The organism is Caballeronia sp. INML1 (assembly GCF_023631085.1).
Lineage (GTDB): Bacteria > Pseudomonadota > Gammaproteobacteria > Burkholderiales > Burkholderiaceae > Caballeronia > Caballeronia turbans.
Window position 1 is genome coordinate 1 of sequence record NZ_JALQDT010000083.1, and the last position, 18898, is coordinate 18898.

Sequence of the window (18898 nt, forward strand, 5' to 3'; positions counted from 1 at the left end):
GCCGATGATAGTGCGGATACCCGTGTGAAAGTAGGTAATCGTCAGGCTCCTCATGCGATAAACAAAAACCCCACCCCGCAAAGGTGGGGTTTTTGCGTTTGGACATGCCGTTCAAACGGGGGGCTAATCCAGACCTTGCGGCAAGTTGGTCTGCTCATTCCACGGTGTCGGGCAGCATGCTGAATAGCTTGCGATGCACGGTCGGCGGTCGCCGCATGCAATGATGCGCGGCCTCCGCGAAAACAAAAGCAATTGCGATTAGCACTGCGGCGATCAGGCTCAGATACTGTCCGCCGAGTCTCGGGATCAACGCGCCCCCCAGCAAACCCGAGCACGCGAGTCCGATATAGGTGGCCGTGTTATTCAGTGCGAGCACCAGAGGCGCGACATGCGGCGAGATCTGCACGAGACGATGCTGTTGCGGAACGAGAAGCCCCCATCCACATATCCCCCATACAACGAGCGCTATCGCAGCACCGTATGCGTGCGCAGAAGTCCACGGCAAAGCGCAGAAATTGATGACGGCGAGCCACAACATCGCATTGATCAGCGTGCGGCTCTCGAACTGGTCCACGAGCCGGCCGGATAGCAGGTTACCGGCTGTCGCCGCCACGCCCCACAACAAAAACATGCCCGCGAGAATGCTTTCATCGCCGTGCGTTACGCGCGCCAGCACGACGCCCGCGTACGTGTAGACCATCAGAAATCCGCCGAAGGCGAATAGCGACGTGAGCAAGGTGAACGCGATACGCACATCGAGAACAGGCGCAAGCCGCTCACGCAATCCGACTGATTGCGGCCGCGGAACCGACGGCAGCATGGTCCATACGCCGATCATCGCAACAATCCCGAGCGCGGTGACGAACCACAGCGTCATCCTCCAGCCGCCGAATTCGCCGATGAAAGTGCCCATCGGCGAGCCGAGCGCGGTCGCTGCCGTCAGACCGGCCGTAACCGTCGCCAGCGCACGGCCTCGTCTTTCGGGCGCTGCAATCGCCGAGGCCACGCCCAACGCCGTCGGTGAGAACAGCGCGGCGCCAAAACCGGCAAGAGCGCGGGCAAGGAGAACCCACTGCAAGTCTGCCGCCAATGCACTGACGGCGTTCCCGACGACGAAAATGCCCAGCGCCGAAATCAGCAGCAGCTTGCGCGGCCAGTTGCCCGTCAGGGCGGCCATGACAGGCGCCGCCATCGCATAGGTCAACGCGTAGAAGGTCACCATCAGCCCAGCGAGGCCGACGGACGTATGCAGTGAGGCAGCGACGTCCGGAAGAATACCGGCGACGACAAAGTTGTCGGTGCCCATCGCGAACATGCCCGTTGCCAATATCAGTAATCGACGATCCATACAAAAGTTCTTCTGAAGCACGGTGAGATTCGGTCGCCCGTCGGGCCTTTGCCTGCGTCAACGACGCTTGAAAAGAGCTTAAGCCTCGTTGACTGTGGCTCAAATGTCATATACACAAGGGATTTAGGACATGATGAGCAGGGCCCGCCATGCACACGATCGCCTTTGTGGTGTTTCCGAATTTCTACCTGCTGGGATTCGCGGCAGTGACCGCCTTCGAACTGGCGAACGCGGTGCTGGGCGAGCCTGCCTATGGCGTGTCCGTTCTATCGGAACAGGGAGGGCTCGTCCCCTCTTCGGCGGGCATTCGTGTAGAAACGCAAGCGTTCGGCGATGCCACGTTCGACACGGTGATGTTCAGCTCCGGAGTCGAAACCAATACGGTGTCGGCCACGTTGACGGAATTCGTGAGGCGCTCGCTGAGCACGTCGAGACGCATCGCGGCCCCATGCACTGGCGCGTTCATCCTGGCGCACGCAGGCGTTCTCGACGGCCGCCGTGCGACGACCCACTGGCGTTTCGCCAATGATCTGCAGCGTCGCTTTCCCAAAATCGCCGTCGAAGACGACCAGATTTTCATCGTAGACGGGCCGATCTGGACTTCGGCAGGCATGACGGCCACGATCGACATGGCGCTCGCGATGATCGAAAGGGATCACGGCCAGGATGTTTCGCGTGCCGTCGCGCGCAAGCTCGTCGTCTATCATCGGCGCGCCGGCGGGCAGTCGCAGTTTTCGACGCTGCTGGACCTGGAGCCGAAATCCGACCGGATCCAGAAAGCCATCGACTACGCGAACGCCAATCTGCGCAATCCTTTGACCGTCGAGGAACTAGCCGACGTTGCGAGTCTGAGCCCGCGCCAGTTCAGCCGCGCGTTCAGCGCGGAGACGGGGCAATCGCCCGCGAAAGCAGTCGAACATCTGCGTGTGGAAGCCGCGAGACTGTTGCTGGAGAAAGGGCGTCTGTCGTTGGACGTGATAGCGGACGAAGTCGGCTTCTCGGATCGAGAGCGAATGAGGCGGGCGTTCCTGCGAACGACCGGGCAACCACCGCAGGCCGTTCGTCGCCTCAGCAGGGAAAACGCAGGCCCGTGAGCCTGCGAGAAGCGGCCCCGTCACTTCGTCACACGATCTTGTGAACGGCGGATTGCTGATAGTTTTCGATGCCGATCTTGTCGACGAGCCCGATCTGAATCTCCAGCCAGTCGATGTGATCCTCCGTGGCGTCGAGAAGCTCGACCAGAATGTCTCTCGAGACGATGTCCCGCACCGATTCGCAGTAGACGATGGCCTCCTTGCACTGAACCTGAGCCGCCTGTTCGAGCTTGAGATCGTTCTGGAGTGCTTCGAGCGTTTCCTTGCCGATCGCCAGCGGATGAAGATCGTTCAAGTTTGGCATTCCGTCGAGCATGAGGATGCGTTCGATCAACTTGTCCGCATGCGTCAGCTCTTCCATCGACTCGTTGTATTCGTGCGCGCCGAGCTCTTCGAAACCCCAGTGCTCGTAGAGGCGGCCGTGAAGAAGATACTGATGCACGGCCGTCAGTTCGTTCTTCAGTTCGGCGTTGAGGTAGTCAATCACTTTCGGATCGCCTTGCATGCCGTCTCCTGCCTGGTCGCGTGGTCACACAATCAGGATAGACGCTGAACGACGGCCGGCCCACAGCGAAACTCATATTTATTCGCGGTGGAACCTGTCCGGGCGGTAGGCGAGGGCGATGCCGGCGCCATCGGCAAATTAGTCTTGCCCGCGAAACGGAAAGGATCGACTTTCAATCGAGCGATGCGTTATCGCTCGATTTTCATGCCTATAATCCAGCGCAAAAGGACCGAGCTGCACAAGTACGCCCCGCGAATAACAACAAGGAGAGCTGTCGTGCCCCGATCCAACCGTAACAGCGACGCTTCACTTTCCAGTCCCACTGCGCTCAGCGCGGGCCGACGGCAATTTCTCGGCGCGGCCGGCGCCGGCATGCTCGCGACGATCCTTCCAGGTTGCGGCAGCGATCACTCCGACTCGCAGCCGTATCCCCAAACGGTGGCGATGGGGCAACAGGCCATCCAGCAGGCAATTGCAGACCCCGCACAGCCCGTGGCGGCAATTTCCGTGGCCATGCTCAAGGGCGGCAACGTGTTCTGGCAACAGGCGTTCGGCGTATCGTCGGTGCCGAGCCAGACCAAGGCGACGATCCAGACGCGCTTCAACATCGGCTCGGTCAGCAAGCTCTTTGCAGCCCTCGCGGCCGCGATTCTTCAGGACCGCGGCCTGATCACGCTCGATACGCCGATCGTCCGATATCTGCCGACTTTCACGATGCTCTCCCCCGAGTACGCGAAGATCACCACGCGTCATCTGCTGTCGCACTCATCAGGATTGCCCGGCACCAATTCGCGCAACCTCTTCACCTTTGCGCCGGTTCCCGGTTACGCAGCCGACACGCAAGCCGAACTGGCGAATACGCATCTGAAGCATCTGCCTGGCGAACTCGCCGTGTACTGCAACGACGGCTTCACGATGGTCGAGCAGATCGTTCTCGCGATGACCGGGCAGAGCTTTGCGAACTTCGTGGAAGCGAACATCCTCGCACCGCTGAAGATGACGAACTCCAGCTATCTCACGACCGTGCCAAGCGACGGTTCGTTTTCCTATCCGTTCGCGAACGGCACGCAGTATCAGGAATTCGTCAATGCATACGCGACCGGCGGACTAAGCTCGACGCCCGGCGACATGATGAATCTCGCGCAGATGATCCTCGGCGGCGGCGTATTTCAGGGGCAACGCGTGGTGTCCGCGGCGGGCATCGCGCAGATGGGCACGGACCAGTCCACGGGACTGTTGATCAACCCTTCGCCCGAATGGCGCTGGGGTCTCGGCTGGGATTCGGTGCAGCAGCCGGCGCTACAGGCCGCGGGCGTCCTCGGGTGGGAGAAAGACGGCGGGACGGCTTTTTATTCGAGCGAGTTCTTCGTCGTGCCGCAGGCGCAACTTGCGCTGATGGTCACCGGCAATTCCGGCTACGACGCGCGCAAGCTGGCGGAAATGCTCGTTCTGTCCGCGTTGAAAGAGGATGGCACGATCGCTTCGCTGCCGGCGAAAATCAGCACGACGGCGCCGCCGGCCGCGTCGGCGCCGGGCATCGCGAATGCCGCGGGCATCTACGGCAACTCCGACTCGCCGCTTCAGGTGATCGCCAACCCGGACGGCAGTCTGCAGCTGAACCAATGGGATGGCGCCAAACGTGCGTGGAAGCAGGTCGGCGCTTACCAGTACCGCAGCGACGGATGGTGGTGGAGCAACACCGATACCGCGTCGTATCGATTCACGGTCGTCTCCGGAACCGATGGCGGCGGCAACGCGTTCAGCTACCGCTATGTGATGAAGCGCGTCGTGCCGGGCGCGGGCTACGCTTATCTCACGCTGCCGATCGGGCAGCAGCTCGCCCCGCTGGCGCCGCTAGACAACGCATGGCAACAGCGAGCCGGCACGCAATGGACCTTGACGAACGATTCGCCGACGGCCGTTCCGATCGTCATCCTGGGCAATCCGCCGGCCTATCTCACCACGTTGCCCGAACTGCCGGGCTATGTCCTGTACGGCAACGAAGACCTTCGCTATCAACTCTTCGTGCCGCTTGCGGACGACCGCGGCGGCATGTCGGTCAAGGTGCCGGGCAATTTCGGCCGCGATCTCTATGAAATCCGCTTCGGATCGTCGAGCACTACGACGTTGACGCTGGGCAGTTCGATCTACGACAAGGCATGAAGGCGTCGTAGCCAACATCGCGAAGCAACGGCAAGCCGATTACATCGCATGTAATTGGCGTAACGCATGAGCGCTTCTACTCTACGGCTATCGCGCGTCCATTTCGGCGCGCTCAACGCCCTGGAGATACCATGCTCAGCTATCCCGTTCACACGATCGAATCCGCGCCTGCGCAATCGCGGCCCGTGCTTGGGCAATTGCAGCAGGCGTTCGGCCTGATTCCGAATGTCGCGGGCACGATGGCCGCATCGCCGGTGCTGATCAACGCTTTCATCGGCCTCTTCGAGCGCGTGCATGCGAGCAGTCTGACCGAGCCGCAGATTCAGACCGTCCTGTTGACGAACGCGGTCACGAATGCAAGCGAATGGCCGGTCGCGTTCCACACGGCGCTCGCGTTGAAAGAAGGCGTGCATTCCGAAGACGTCGACGCCATCCGGCAAGGCGCTCTGCCGAGAGACGCCGCGCTGGCCGCGCTGTCGGCATTGGCGCGTGCATTGATCGACAAGCGCGGCCGCCTCGCCGAATCGGACGAGAGACGCTTTCTCGATGCGGGATTCGATATCGAGCAGATACTCGAGGTCATTGCGGTGGTTGCCGCATCGACCATCACGAACTACACGAGCAGCGTGACGAGGCCGCCGCTCGAAGCGCAGTTCGAAGCGTTCGTCTGGCATGCGCCGGTGGCCTGAGTATTCTTCATCCATCCAACCCGATTTCGGAACACCCGATGAACGCCATGCGTCCCGATCCGAATGCGCCGCCGGGCGAGCTCGGTGAACTGCTGCGCTACTGGCGTGATGTGCGCGGCATGAGCCAGCTCGGTCTGTCGCTGGAGGCAGGCGTCTCGCAACGCCAGATCAGTTTCATCGAAAGCGGGCGCAGCGTGCCGGGCCGCGACACTTTGTTGACGCTCGCACAGACGCTGGATGTGCCGCTGCGGGAGCGCAATGCCTTGCTGCTCGCAGCGGGCTACGCGCCCCTGTATTCGGAGGCGCCGTGGAACGCGCAGGAGATGCAGGGCGTCGTGCGCGCGCTCGAACGGGTCGTTCGCCAGCACGAACCGTTTCCGGCAATCGTGATGGATCGCCACTGGAACGTGCTCATGACCAACGGCGCGGCGCCGCGTTTCTTCGACTGTTTTATCGACATGGCTTCGCGTGAAGGCCCGCGCAACATGCTGCATCTGATTTTCGATCCACAGGGAATGCGTCCATTCGTGGCCGACTGGGAAACCGTCGCGCGCAGCTAGCTGCAACGGGTGTATCGAGAATCGGTCGGTCACATGGTCGATGACGGCACGAGGCGCCTGCTCGACGAACTGCTTGCCTATCCCGGCGTGCCACGTGACTGGAGGACCCATCACGGGCAATCCGCCTCGCCCACGATGCCCGTCGTTCCGATCGGCTTCGTCTGTGAAGGCGCCGTGCTGCGCTATTTCTCGTTGGTCACGACTGTGGGCGCGCCGCTGAACGTCGCGACGCAGGAACTGCGTCTGGAGTGCATGTTTCCCGCCGATGACGAGACCGAAGCACGGCACCTGCAATTGCTTGCCGCGCATTCGCCCGGACCGCGCGAAGATCAATGACTCGCAACGGAATGCGAACGACGGGCGTCGAGATCCTTGATGGCCGGAAAAACATCGTCGTCCCACGAATCCAGACCATAGGTCCGAAGCACCAGCTTCCGTGCGACGAACACTTCGAACATCGGCGTGCCCGGACGCAGGCGCTGCTCCTTCTGACTTTGCTCCGATAGCCAGTGAAGGTCCTGAGGATAGTCCGCCGGTGTTTCATTGCTGGCAATCGATGCGCGCTCGACGATGAAAAGCTGCGTGCCAGGATGCGTGCGGGCCCAGGACTTGAAATGCCCTTCTCCCGCGAGAGGCCCCTTCCAGCGCGCGCAATATTTGCAGTCCGGGGCCGAGTGGACCACCAGCGTGATGACTTCGCCTGCGGCCACCGTCGTGTGGCTTACTCTGGCGGCCCGGACGTCTTTCGGTTCGGGCGCGGGAACCGCACTGCGCACGTCATCCGGAACGCGCGCATTCACGAGCATCACGACCAACGCGGCCAGCAGCATCGCAAGCAAACACTTCACAGCCGCGTTCATGGAGTTGCGCATGATGACCTCGCAAGGCCGATTCGCTAACTTCTATCCCACGCTCGTCGATTCGAAACCAGAGCGTCGGCGATCAATTCGCTTCGCGTCCGGTCGCCATCGACGGCTTTCGCTCTTCGACGCAAATCATCCCTTCGTACAGTTCGACGTAGGCGTTGATCATCGCATCGTGACTGAACTTCCTGGCGTGCTGGCGCAGCCGATCATGCGCCGATGGTTCGTCGAGCAATGCCGCTGCCTCGTGAATCTTGACGATGATCGTCTCGGGGCGGGCGACGTCGAACAGCAGATTCGAGTGCGGTTCGATGATTTCGGGAATACCACCCATGCTCGATCCCACGACGGGCACGCCGTGCGAGTACGCTTCGAGAACCACCAGCCCGAACGGTTCATTCCAGACCGAGGGCACCACGAGAATGTCGATGCTGCTCAGGAAGTCGGGGGGATTTACCCGTCCAAGGAAACTCACGCGTGGGTCCGCGTATTTCGTCTTGATGGACTCGACATAGTCCGCATCGCCGGTTCCGCCGACGGCGAGTGTCCAATTGAGCGTCTTGTCCGCGAGGAGTTGTTCCAGCAGGAGCTCGAGACCTTTCTCGGGCAGCACGCGTCCAAGCATGCCGAGTCTCACTGGCGCGTTCGCGACCTGTCGTCTCGAATCCTGTCGCCCTATGGAATCTCCGACCGGCGTATAGCAATTGTTGATGACGGTGGTCTTCGTCGCACGCGGGAAAAAGCCGCTCTCAACGTGTTTTTGCAGTACGAAGCCGCTCACGCCGACCGCCGCGTTGACCTGGGCGGACGCAAGCTGCTTCGGCTTTGCGTAGAGCGAGCACACACCGCACTGACTCGGGCAAGGCTTTCCGCCGCTCAGCATGGTAGCCGTGGGGCATAGCAGGTAATAGTCGTGGATGGTGTGCACGATCGGCACGCCCGCGTTGCTCGCAACGCGCCATGCATCGACGGAAAGACACGAAAGGTTGGCTGTATTGACGATGTCCGGTCTCTCGCGCCTGATGATGTCGGCGAGTTTTCGTGACATGGCCGTGTTACGCACGTCGATGGCGTGCCATATCAGTTTGGCGACACGGGAATGCTCCCCGGGAGCATGCGGCCAATAGAGATTGCTCGATCTCAGACGATAGACCTTCGCGCCGTTGACTTCTTCACTGCGGTCGTCGCCTACTCCGGTGGCGCAGACGACGCATACCTCGATGCCCGCCTTGACCAGTCCCTCGGCAAGGAGTCGCGTCGCAACTTCGGCGCCGCCGACCTCGTCTGGAAAATATAACGTGTTAGCGATCAGTACTTTCACGGCGTATGAAGAAGATGCGGATCAATGCGAGCCGGCGTCCTGGCGGTCTGAAGGTCTTCGCGCGCGCGACAGCCTGATGATGAGCGCTTCCCGATGACTCGACGGGTCGTGTGTCCCTTCATGTGTCGCGGCTCCGGTATTCCAGCGTATGGCCTGACGGGTAACAGTTGGCGCCGCGTCACCTCGATTCGAATCGGCAATGAGCAATATCCACTGCGATTGGTCGAGCTGATCAAACTTCCTGCAAGCTGTGCGGGCCAGTTTACCCCATCAAAGATGGTGGCATCGCAATTTTTCAATTTGCGTGCTTCTGCTTACATTCCAGATTTGTTATGAATCGATGTTCGGCATGCCATCGACAAAAATACGCGAGCATTACGGGCATACGACGCGTGGGATCGCCTGCTCGGCGAGCACGCTTTCGTACAACGCTCGATAAGCATCGACCATCGCATCGACGTTGAAGCGTCTGGCGTATTCGCGCATACGGTCATGCACGCCCGGGTCTTCAAGCAGCGCCACTGCCTCATGCAACTTGCCGATGATCGACGACGGCCGTGCCATGTCGAACGCGAGATTCGTGCGCGGCTCGATGACTTCAGGAATGCCGCCGGTGTTCGCACCCACGACAGGCACGCCGTGCGAGTACGCTTCGACCGTCACGCGCCCGAACGGTTCGTTCCAGATCGACGGCACCACGAGAATATCGATGCCGTCGAAAAATTCGTCGGGGTTCACGCGGCCAAGATACTCGACGCGCGGATCGTCATACTTCGCCTTGATCGACTCGAGGTAATCCGCATCGGCGTGGCCGCCGACCGCGAGCGTCCATTGCAGCGTATTGTCCGCGAGCAGTTGCTCGAGCAGGACTTCCAGTCCTTTCTCTCGCGACACTCGCCCGAGCAAGCCGAGCCTGACCGGACCGCCCTGATAACGGCGCGTGCGTTGCGCCGAGGTCGAATCTTCGTTGGACTCGCAGGCGTTGTAGATGACTGCAGTGCGCGTCGCGCGCGAAAAATAGCCGCTTTCCAGGTGTTTTTGCAGCACGAAGCGGCTGACGCCCACGGCGGCTGCGACACGCGCCGACGCGACCCGCTTGGGCTGGGCATATACCGAACAGACGCCGCATTGCCGCTCGCACGGCTTCGCATGCGAGAACATGATCGCCGTCGGACACATCAGATAGTAGTCGCGCGCCGTGTGCACGATCGGCACGCCGGCATTGCGGGCGAGCCGCCAGATATCGACGGACAGACAAGACAGATTGCTGGTGCTGATCACATCCGGCTTTTCACGCGCGATGATGCTCGACAACTTGCGCGACATGATGACGTTGTACACGTCGATGGCGTGCCAGATGAGCTTGGCGACGCGTCCGTGCTTTTCTCGCACGTGCGGCCAATACAGATTGACCGAGCGTAGTCGATACACCTTCACGCCGTTCACATCGTCGACGCGGTCCGCGCCCGTTCCCGTCGCGCAGACGACGCACACTTCGATGCCCGCCCTGACCAGACCTTCGGCGAGCAGTCGCGTCGATATCTCTGCTCCTCCGGGTTCATCCGGAAAGTAGAGGGTGTTCGCGATCAGTATCTTCACGACGTCGAGGTCTCCTTGAAAGGCCTGTTCAGAAACACGGCGGAGCGAAGTGCTTGAAGGGTTGAACAGTCGAGGACTCGACAGAAAACCCCATGAATTCAGGCATAACGTTAATCATCATACTCGACGTCGAGGTGGTTCGACGTTGCGCTTGAGGCATTGCGGGCAGCGTGCCCGTCTCTGCCATGACAGAGACTCGCGCAAGCGCGTTTCGTCTGCGGCGAGTAAAACGCGGACAATTTGAAGCCGCGCGCGACGACTGCGATGCAGGAAACATAACAGCTTGCGCACTAGCGTTCAATGCAGTGCCGCACAGACAGGACGCGGAGAAACTGCGATGCCACTCATGCACAGTGTTCCGAGAGGCGGCAATTGAACCACGTGCAAAAGCCACGAGCTCATGCCTCATGACTCGTGGCTTGGTGGACGAGGTTATCTGGGGATGCAGATTTTGCCGAAGACGCCGGGCCGATCGGTAGGCGTCAGCAATATGTTCTTGTTCAGGCAATATGCTGATCCATGGCATTAAGCCAGGACGCGCAGAGCCAGCACCGAACGCCGCGGCTCGCACCGCGGCGTTCGTCCGCATGGTTTATTGCGGTTCGTACCAGGAGTACGTCGGCAGCGTCGGCAACGGCGTACCGATCTGGAACGTGATATCCCGTAGCGACGTCAGCACGATCTTGCGCGGGTCGCCCATGTACCGCCGGACATCGCCGTTATCGTTGATATAGACGACGATGTTGCCCGTGATACCCGCGACGTTCGTGCTGGAAAGCGGCTGTCCCCAGATATCGAAAACCTCGCCCAGCGTGAACGTCTTCACGTTCGGTGTTTCGATATGAATGATGCCGGTATTGTCGTGCGTATGCATCTCGTAGTTGCACTGCGGCAAGATGCCTACATTCTTCGGGAACGCGAGCCACTGCCCGTCCTTGAAGATGGCGACGTGCGCGTGCACGTGGAAGGTTTCGGCCATGCCCGCCGCGCAAATCACACCATCTACCGGCGCACCCGTGCCGCCTGTCGAGGTCATGCCGTCCGCCCAGAACGGACTGCCCACGACGCCGCCGAAGGAAAGCGTGGTGACCGTCGACGTGAAGGGCGGCGGGTCGGTCCAGGTGTATGTCGCAATCTGCGCTGGCGGCGTCCCGACGACGAGCGTCACTTCGCCATGCTGCGGCAGCGCGAGGCTAGCGAGATCGCCGGTGTATTTCGTGAGCGTGCCGCCCGTATTGACCCAGGCGGTCACATTGCCGGTGAGGCCTGCTACGTTGGTGGTGCTGAGCGGCTGACCCCAGACGGCGAAGAACTGACCCAGCGTGTACGAACCGGTCGATGTCACGTCCATGCGGATCTTGCCCGACGCATCGACCGTGTGAACCGGATAGACGCAGCCGCGCTGCAGGGCCATCGTCGGCGCGACGCTTCCGATGTTCGCCGGCAAAGCAAGCTGTTTGCCGTTCTGATAAATCGACAGATGCGCGTAGCTGTACTTGTTACCCGCCACCGTGCAGGTGAGGTTATTGACCGCCTGACCCGTGCCGCCTGTGGATGTCGAGCCGTCGCTCCATTGCGCGGTGCCGAGCGTCGTGCCATCGACAACCGCGGTCGCCGCGGCTAGCGTCGGCGTGGTGTTCGTCGGCACGGCAGGGGTGCTTGCGCCGGTATCGCCCGAGTTCGTGGGCGACGTCGAGCCGTTGCTCGAACTGTTGTCACCGCCGCCGCCACCGCAAGCGGCGAGCAGTGCGAGTGCCGCGGCCGAGACTGTGCCGGTGATCCAGCGAGTGTGTCTACGTTTCTCTTTGAGCATGTGTCGACTCCGCCCCTTGGAAGGATTTCTGAAGGTGCTGCGGGCTGCACTGCACGCGTATGCGCGACGTGCATCCGGCATCCGAAGCATCGCGAATCGCTCCGGGGCAAGCAGACGCTTGCCCGTCGCGACAGTCTCGATGCGATGACGCAAGTGTTGACGTCTGTCGCTGGGACGCCCGGTTGAACGACCGAATGTGTTTCGGTCGGGCGCACGCCTTGGAGCTCAGCGACTCATCGAAAGGGAGAAACCGGTCTGGCCAACTGTTTCGCCGGCAGGGGAAATGTAACGTCGATGCGTCGTCGTCGCAAGAGAAACAACCGTTGGATACGAGTTTCAATCGCGTGGTTTGCGAGTGTGTGCGCTCGCGTACATACGTCGGGGCGACGCTTCAGCGGAAAATTCATGTTGTGATCGAAGTGCCGTCCTTCAGACAACGAATCCTCGATAAACGCGGTACGCTAAATGCGAGCCAAAAATATGGCGGAAGCGATTTCGTCTGACGTTAAAAGAATTTTGGAGGCGAGCGAATGACTCTCTCGAAGTCGCTGATACACAGCGTCAAGGAATTGTTGCCCGATAACTTGTACCTGACTCTTTATCATCGTCGCAGAATCGGGCGCTTTCCGAAGATGCGCAATCCGACGACGTTCAATGAAAAGATCCTGCGACGCTGTCTCGAACCCGATCCGCGTTTCGGCGACCTCAGCGACAAGCTGAAAGTGCGCGAGTACGTCGCCGGGAAGATCGGCAGCGAGTATCTCGTGCCGCTCGTCGCCGAGCCATCGGTGTTCACCAGGAGCGTTTTCGATGCTCTTCCGCCGTCCTTCGTGATGAAGGCGAATCACGGCAGCGGATTCGTTCATCTCGTCAACGACAAGAAGGAAACGTCGTTTGAAGAACTCGATGCAATGGCGCAACGCTGGTTATCGACCGATTTCTATGCGATCGCGCGAGAGCGACACTACCGCACGATCGAACGGCGCATTTTCTTCGAGGAACTTCTTGTCGGACAAGATGGCAAGGTTCCGCCCGATCTGAAGTTTCATGTCTTCAACAAGCACCCGGGCGACCCCAAAATTTTCATCCTCGTTATCGCGGACCGATTCGGAGAACGTCCGCGCGGCGACATCTACGACGAGAACTGGAACCTGCTCGACATCGGGATGGGCAAGTACTCGCGCAGCACCGCTCCGGCTCCGCGCCCGCCGAACCTGGACGCGCTGCTGTCGGTTGCCCGCGCGCTGGCCAGCGATTTCGAATTCGTGCGCGTCGATCTTTACGATCACGACAGAATCTACTTCGGAGAACTGACGTTCACGCCGGGCGGGGGCATGTTTGCGCTGCATCCCGACAGGGTGGACTACGAGTGGGGAAGCCTGATGTAAGACGCAACGTGGCACGCAGTGCGCAAGAAGTCTATTCGGGCATCTGCGCGCCACGCCATACGCGGCACTGCTGACGGACAACTTCATGCAATGAATCGTGCGCGCCGTAGATTCGGCGTAGCCACATGGCATCGCTCAAACCGGAAACCACACTACGCCGGATGATATCGAGGCCTTCGGCGGCGCCCAGCGCTTGCGCATGGCTGGCGATCGCGTCCAGCGTGGCGAGGATGTCGGACCGGATCGTCGCGCTTTGGCCTGTCTGCGGATTCACACATGTCCCATCCAGCCCGAACCGGCACGCCATGAAGCGATTGGTTCGGTACACTTCATAATCCCGCTCACTGAGCCGCACGGGCTTCTCGACAAGAAGATACCGTGCGAGCGCCTGAATATAAGCGGCAATCGCTGCGGCCCATTCCACACGTAGCGGTGTGTCCATAACCCGTATTTCGATCGTGCCGTAACCCGGACTTGGACGAATGTCCCAGTAAAAGTCTTTCAGACTTTTGACGAGGCCCGTGTTCGTCATGCGGTCGAAGTATTGTTCGAATTCGGACCAGCGCGTGACGAAAGGCGCTTGCCCCGATAAAGGAAATGGGGCGACCGAATTGAGTCGCGCGCACTGGAACTGCGTGTCGCTTCCCTGTACGAAGGGAGAAGAAGCCGCCAGGGCAATGAAGTGCGGAACGTAACGCGAAAGCGAATGCAATAGAACGAGCGCGGCGTCAGGATCGGAACAGCCCACATGCACGTGCTGGCCGAAGATGGTGAATTGCTGGTACAGCGCCCCGTACAGTCCCATGAGGTACTCCGAGCGCTCGCGCCCGTCCGAGCGTTGGTCGTACCAGTTCTGGAAGAAATTCGTGCCTCCGCCGCATACCCCGACATTCAGAAAGTCGGCTGCCCGGACCAGCGTATCGCGAAGTACCTGCAATTCGCTTCTGACTTGATCGAAGTCCCTGCATACGCCGGTCGACAACTCGATCATGCCTTCTGTCGTTTCCGGGTTGATCGCTCCCGCAAAACTCTCTTCCTTGACGCGATTCAACAACTCCGTCGTCGCCTTCGTCAGATTGTAGTCATGCGTGTTGACGACCTGAACTTCGAGTTCGACGCCAATCGTGAACGGATCTGATGACGCAAATGGCTGCAGCATGGGATGTCCTGTCGCACGGAGACGAAGACCGGAATCGGCGTTTTTAATTCTACGCGACTCGGCTTGATCTCAATGGGACTCCGTCGAAGACGGACGTGCGATTATCAGGCGCAAGCAAAGAGGCATGCACGGATTGCGTGCATGCAGCTTCAGCGGCCCGAGCGCTCTGCGCTAGCGCCCGATGTAGCAGGGCGGCCAGGGCCGCACACGGCCCTGAGCGCAACATCCACCCTGCTCAATCCGGCAACACGTTGGGAACGCACACGCGACCTTCCATCAGCACGCGCGCGCTACGGCTCATAATTGCTTTTTTCACCTGCCACTCGCCGTTCGATTCGACCGCTTCCGCGCCGACGCGCAACGTGCCCGACGGATGGCCGAAGCGCACCGACTGACGCTCGCCGCCGCCCGCCGCGAGGTTGACGAGCGTGCCCGGAATGGCCGCCGCGGTGCCGATGGCAACCGCAGCCGTGCCCATCATCGCGTGATGCAGCTTGCCCATCGACATTGCGCGCACGAGCACATCGACATCGTCCGTGCCGATGCGCTTGCCGCTCGATGCGACGTATTCCGCCGGCGGCGCGACGAACGCGATCTTCGGCGTGTGCTGACGCGTGGCGATTTCATCGAGGTTCCTGATCAGCCCCATGCGCAACGCGCCGTATGCGCGAATGGTTTCGAAGCGCTTCAGCGCCGCGTCGTCGCCGTTGATCGCGTCCTGAAGCTCGGTGCCCTTGTAGCCGATGGCGTCCGCGTTCACGAAGATCGTCGGAATGCCCGCGTTGATCATCGTCGCCCTGAACGTGCCGACGCCTGGGACGTGAAGTTCGTCGACGAGATTGCCCGTCGGAAACATCGCGCCTTCCGCGCCTTCTTCCTCCGCAGCCGGATCGAGAAACTCGAGCTGCACTTCGGCGGCCGGGAACGTCACGCCGTCCAGTTCGAAGTCGCCTGTTTCCTGCACCGCGCCGCGCGTCATCGGCACATGCGCGATGATCGTCTTGCCGATATTCGCCTGCCAGATGCGCACGACCGCAATGCCGTTGTCCGGCACGCGCTCCGGATCGACGAGGCCGCTCGAAATCGCGAACGGTCCGACCGCCGCCGAAAGATTGCCGCAGTTGCCGCTCCAGTCGACGAAGGGCTTGTCGATGGCGACCTGGCCGAAGAGATAATCGACATCATGATCGGGCCGCGCGCTCTTCGAGACGATGACCGTCTTGCTCGTGCTCGACGTCGCGCCGCCCATGCCGTCGATCTGCTTGCCATACGGGTCCGGGCTGCCGATGACGCGCAGGAAAAGCGCATCGCGTGCGGGACCGGGCACGCGCGCCGCTTCGGGCAAATCGTTCAGGCGAAAGAAAACGCCCTTGCTGGTGCCGCCGCGCATGTAGGTTGCGGGGATCTTGATCTGGGGTGCGGGTGCCATGTTATTCCTTTGTTAGAGAGACGGCGTCCGGTGTCAGGCCGCTGCCTTCGACGACTCCAGGAAGTCCTGAGCGAAGCGTTGCAGCACGCCACCCGCTTCGTAGATCGAGACTTCTTCGGCGGTGTCGAGGCGGCACGTCACCGGCACTTCGACACGCTCGCCGCTCTTGCGATGGATCACGAGCGTGAGATCCGCGCGCGGCCTGCGCTCGCCGATCACGTCATAGGTCTCGGTCCCGTCGATGCCGAACGTCTGGCGATTCGCGCCCGGCTTGAATTCGAGCGGCAGCACGCCCATGCCGATCAGGTTCGTGCGATGAATGCGCTCGAAACCTTCCGCGACGATCGCTTCGACGCCCGCGAGCCGCACGCCTTTCGCCGCCCAGTCGCGCGACGAGCCTTGCCCGTAATCCGCGCCGGCGATGATGATGAGCGGCTGCTTGCGCTCCATGTAGGTTTCGATCGCTTCCCACATGCGCGTGACCTTGCCTTCCGGTTCGATGCGGGCAAGCGAACCCTTCTTCACCTGACCATCGACTGTCGCCATTTCATTGATGAGCGTCGGATTCGCGAAGGTCGCGCGCTGCGCCGTCAGATGATCGCCGCGATGCGTCGCGTACGAATTGAAGTCTTCCTCGGGCAAGCCCATTTTCGTGAGGTATTCCCCAGCCGCACTGTTCGCGAGGATCGCGTTGGACGGCGAGAGATGGTCGGTCGTGATGTTGTCGCCGAGCACGGCGAGCGGGCGCATGCCTTCGAGGGTCCGTTCGCCAGCGAGCGCGCCTTCCCAGTACGGCGGGCGGCGAATGTAGGTGCTTTGCGCGCGCCAGTCGTAGAGCGGGCTGATGGCTTCGCCGCTCGCCGGGGTCAGCGCGAACATCGGCTCGTAGACGCGACGGAACTGCTCCGGCTTCACGCTCTGTTTGACGATGACGTCGATCTCTTCGTCGCTCGGCCAGATGTCTTTCAGATACACGGGCTGGCCGTTCGTGCCGATCCCGAGCGCATCGCGTTCGATGTCGAACCGGATCGTGCCCGCAATCGCATAGGCGACGACGAGCGGCGGCGACGCGAGAAACGCCTGCTTCGCATATGGATGAATGCGGCCATCGAAGTTGCGATTGCCGGAGAGCACGGCGGTCGCGTACAGATCGCGATCGATGATTTCCTGCTGAATCGCGGGATCGAGCGCGCCGGACATGCCATTGCATGTCGTGCATGCGAACGCGACGATGCCGAAGCCGAGCCGCTCCAGATCCGGCAGCAGGCCGGCTTCCTGCAAATACAGTTCGACCGCTTTCGAGCCCGGCGCCAGCGACGATTTCACCCACGGCTTGCGCGTGAGGCCCTGCGCATTCGCATTGCGCGCGAGCAGCGCCGCCGCGATCACGTTGCGCGGATTGCTGGTGTTGGTGCAACTCGTGATCGCAGCGATGATCACCGCGCCATCGGGCATCTGCCCGGGCGTGTCGTCCCATTTGCCTGCGATGCCGCGCGACGCCAGTTCCGAAACGGGCAGGCGCTTGTGCGGATTGGACGGCCCCGCCATGTTGCGCACGACCGTCGAGAGATCGAAGCGCAACATGCGTTCATATTCCGCATGCGCGAGCGAATCGGCCCACAGCCCGGCGGTTCTTGCATAGTGCTCGACGAGGCTCACTTGCTTGTCGTCGCGGCCGGTGAGGCGCAGATACTCGATCGTCTGCTCGTCGATATAGAACATCGCGGCGGTCGCGCCATATTCGGGCGCCATGTTCGAGATCGTCGCGCGGTCGCCGAGCGTCAGGCTCGATGCGCCTTCGCCGTAGAACTCCAGGTACGCGCCGACTACCTTTTCCTTGCGCAGGAATTCGGTGAGCGCGAGCACGATGTCGGTGGCCGTGATGCCCGGCTGACGCTTGCCGGTCAGCTCGACGCCGACGATATCCGGCAAGCGCATCCACGACGCGCGCCCCAGCATCACGTTCTCGGCTTCGAGGCCGCCCACGCCGATCGCGACCACGCCGAGCGCATCGACATGCGGCGTGTGGCTATCGGTGCCGACGAGCGTATCCGGATACGCGATGCCGTCGATCGCATGAATCACAGGCGACATGCGCTCCAGATTGATCTGATGCATGATCCCGTTGCCCGGCGGAATCACCTCGACATTCTTGAATGATTTCTTGGTCCAGTTGATGAAGTCGAAACGATCTTCGTTGCGCCGGTCCTCGATCGCGCGGTTCTTCGCGAACGCATCCGGATCGAAGCCGCCGCATTCCACCGCGAGCGAATGATCGACGATGAGCTGGACGGGCACCACAGGATTCACTTTGGCGGGATCGCCGCCCTGATCCGCGATGGCGTCGCGCAGACCCGCGAGATCGACGAGCGCCGTCTGTCCGAGAATGTCGTGACACACGACGCGCGCCGGGAACCAAGGGAAATCGCGTTCCCGCTTCCTTTCGACGAGCTGCATCAGCGATGCTTCGAGGATCGCCGGATCGCAGCGGCGAACGAGATTCTCCGCGAGCACGCGCGAGGTGTAGGGCAGCTTGTCATAGGCGCCCGGCGCGATGGCTTCGACGGCTGCGCGCGCATCGAAGTAATCGAGTGAGGAGCCGGGCAGGGGTTTGCGGTTTGCAGTGTTCATCGCGGTGTCTCGGTCATTGCATGGTCTTTCAGATGCCACGCTCGAAGGGTATTGCGGGGCGACCCCTTCGTTTGAAAATTCGGGCTATTGCAGGCGCCGCAGGCTTGGGAGTTCGAAGAGAGAGTACGCTCAACTGGGGTATCGTGCGCCGTCGCGACACGGCTCGAAGCAAGAAGAGAGGCTCGCTGCCGGATGCGGCAGCGAAGCCCCGATCGGTATGCCTCAGGAACGCTTCGCCAGCGGGACGAACTCGAGATTATCCGGACCGGTGTAATTCGCGCTCGGCCGAATGATCTTGTTGTCGATGCGTTGCTCGATGATGTGCGCGCTCCAGCC

At 61.2% G+C, this 18898-nt stretch carries 13 protein-coding genes and 1 pseudogene; 5 read left to right on the forward strand and 9 right to left on the reverse strand.

The window, feature by feature from the left end:
- Positions 1 to 154: 154 nt before the first annotated feature.
- Positions 155 to 1348 (reverse strand): MFS transporter, encoded by a 1194-nt coding sequence (locus tag NCR38_RS32820; RefSeq protein WP_250478432.1) that lies wholly within the window; start codon positions 1346 to 1348, stop codon positions 155 to 157.
- Positions 1349 to 1497: 149 nt separating this feature from the next.
- Here NCR38_RS32820 and NCR38_RS32825 point away from each other — a divergent pair, with 149 nt between their 5' ends.
- A complete protein-coding gene (locus NCR38_RS32825) occupies positions 1498 to 2442 on the forward strand; it encodes a GlxA family transcriptional regulator (RefSeq protein ID WP_250478433.1) in 945 nt (314 codons plus the stop codon).
- A gap of 28 nt (positions 2443 to 2470) precedes the next feature.
- Here the strand turns inward: NCR38_RS32825 and bfr are convergent, their stop codons facing one another.
- Positions 2471 to 2947 carry a bacterioferritin gene (bfr, locus tag NCR38_RS32830; RefSeq protein ID WP_250478434.1) on the reverse strand — a complete coding sequence of 159 codons (477 nt, stop codon included), beginning with the start codon at positions 2945 to 2947 and terminating at the stop codon, positions 2471 to 2473.
- A gap of 372 nt (positions 2948 to 3319) precedes the next feature.
- On the opposite strand from bfr, the gene NCR38_RS32835 reads away from it, so the two are divergent.
- From NCR38_RS32835 to NCR38_RS32845, 3 genes and pseudogenes are all read left to right on the forward strand, one after another.
- Positions 3320 to 5110: a serine hydrolase gene (locus NCR38_RS32835; protein ID WP_250478441.1), complete on the forward strand. Its 1791-nt coding sequence runs from the start codon at positions 3320 to 3322 to the stop codon at positions 5108 to 5110.
- A 131-nt stretch (positions 5111 to 5241) separates the two neighbouring features.
- Positions 5242 to 5799, forward strand: a complete 558-nt coding sequence (locus NCR38_RS32840; protein ID WP_061121873.1) for a carboxymuconolactone decarboxylase family protein — start codon at positions 5242 to 5244, stop codon at positions 5797 to 5799.
- A gap of 38 nt (positions 5800 to 5837) precedes the next feature.
- A pseudogene (locus NCR38_RS32845) lies at positions 5838 to 6695 on the forward strand (helix-turn-helix domain-containing protein).
- On the opposite strand, the gene NCR38_RS32850 reads toward NCR38_RS32845, so the two are convergent.
- From NCR38_RS32850 to NCR38_RS32865, 4 genes are all read right to left on the reverse strand, one after another.
- Complete coding sequence (locus NCR38_RS32850) at positions 6689 to 7189, reverse strand: hypothetical protein (RefSeq protein WP_250478435.1); 501 nt, start codon at positions 7187 to 7189, stop codon at positions 6689 to 6691. The pseudogene NCR38_RS32845 and the gene NCR38_RS32850 sit on opposite strands and share 7 nt — an antisense overlap.
- Positions 7190 to 7301: 112 nt before the next feature.
- A complete protein-coding gene (locus tag NCR38_RS32855; protein ID WP_250478436.1) occupies positions 7302 to 8543 on the reverse strand; it encodes a glycosyltransferase family 4 protein in 1242 nt (413 codons plus the stop codon).
- Between the two features lie 375 nt (positions 8544 to 8918).
- Positions 8919 to 10142, reverse strand: a complete 1224-nt coding sequence (locus tag NCR38_RS32860; protein ID WP_086961675.1) for a glycosyltransferase family 4 protein — start codon at positions 10140 to 10142, stop codon at positions 8919 to 8921.
- A gap of 592 nt (positions 10143 to 10734) precedes the next feature.
- Complete coding sequence (locus NCR38_RS32865; RefSeq protein ID WP_250478437.1) at positions 10735 to 11955, reverse strand: hypothetical protein; 1221 nt, start codon at positions 11953 to 11955, stop codon at positions 10735 to 10737.
- A 632-nt stretch (positions 11956 to 12587) separates the two neighbouring features.
- Here NCR38_RS32865 and NCR38_RS32870 point away from each other — a divergent pair.
- Positions 12588 to 13343, forward strand: coding sequence for an ATP-grasp fold amidoligase family protein (locus tag NCR38_RS32870; protein ID WP_250478442.1), 756 nt, complete (start codon positions 12588 to 12590; stop codon positions 13341 to 13343).
- 31 nt (positions 13344 to 13374) lie between these two features.
- Here the strand turns inward: NCR38_RS32870 and NCR38_RS32875 are convergent, their stop codons facing one another.
- The 3 genes from NCR38_RS32875 to acnD all read right to left on the reverse strand — a co-directional run bounded on the left by NCR38_RS32875 (position 13375) and on the right by acnD (position 18562).
- On the reverse strand, positions 13375 to 14502 hold the full coding sequence (locus NCR38_RS32875; RefSeq protein ID WP_250478438.1) for a YbdK family carboxylate-amine ligase: 1128 nt from the start codon (positions 14500 to 14502) through the stop codon (positions 13375 to 13377).
- A gap of 235 nt (positions 14503 to 14737) precedes the next feature.
- A complete protein-coding gene (gene prpF, locus NCR38_RS32880) occupies positions 14738 to 15931 on the reverse strand; it encodes a 2-methylaconitate cis-trans isomerase PrpF (RefSeq protein WP_250478439.1) in 1194 nt (397 codons plus the stop codon).
- A 33-nt stretch (positions 15932 to 15964) separates the two neighbouring features.
- Positions 15965 to 18562 (reverse strand): Fe/S-dependent 2-methylisocitrate dehydratase AcnD, encoded by a 2598-nt coding sequence (gene acnD / locus NCR38_RS32885; protein ID WP_250478440.1) that lies wholly within the window; start codon positions 18560 to 18562, stop codon positions 15965 to 15967.
- Positions 18563 to 18898 lie beyond the last annotated feature (336 nt).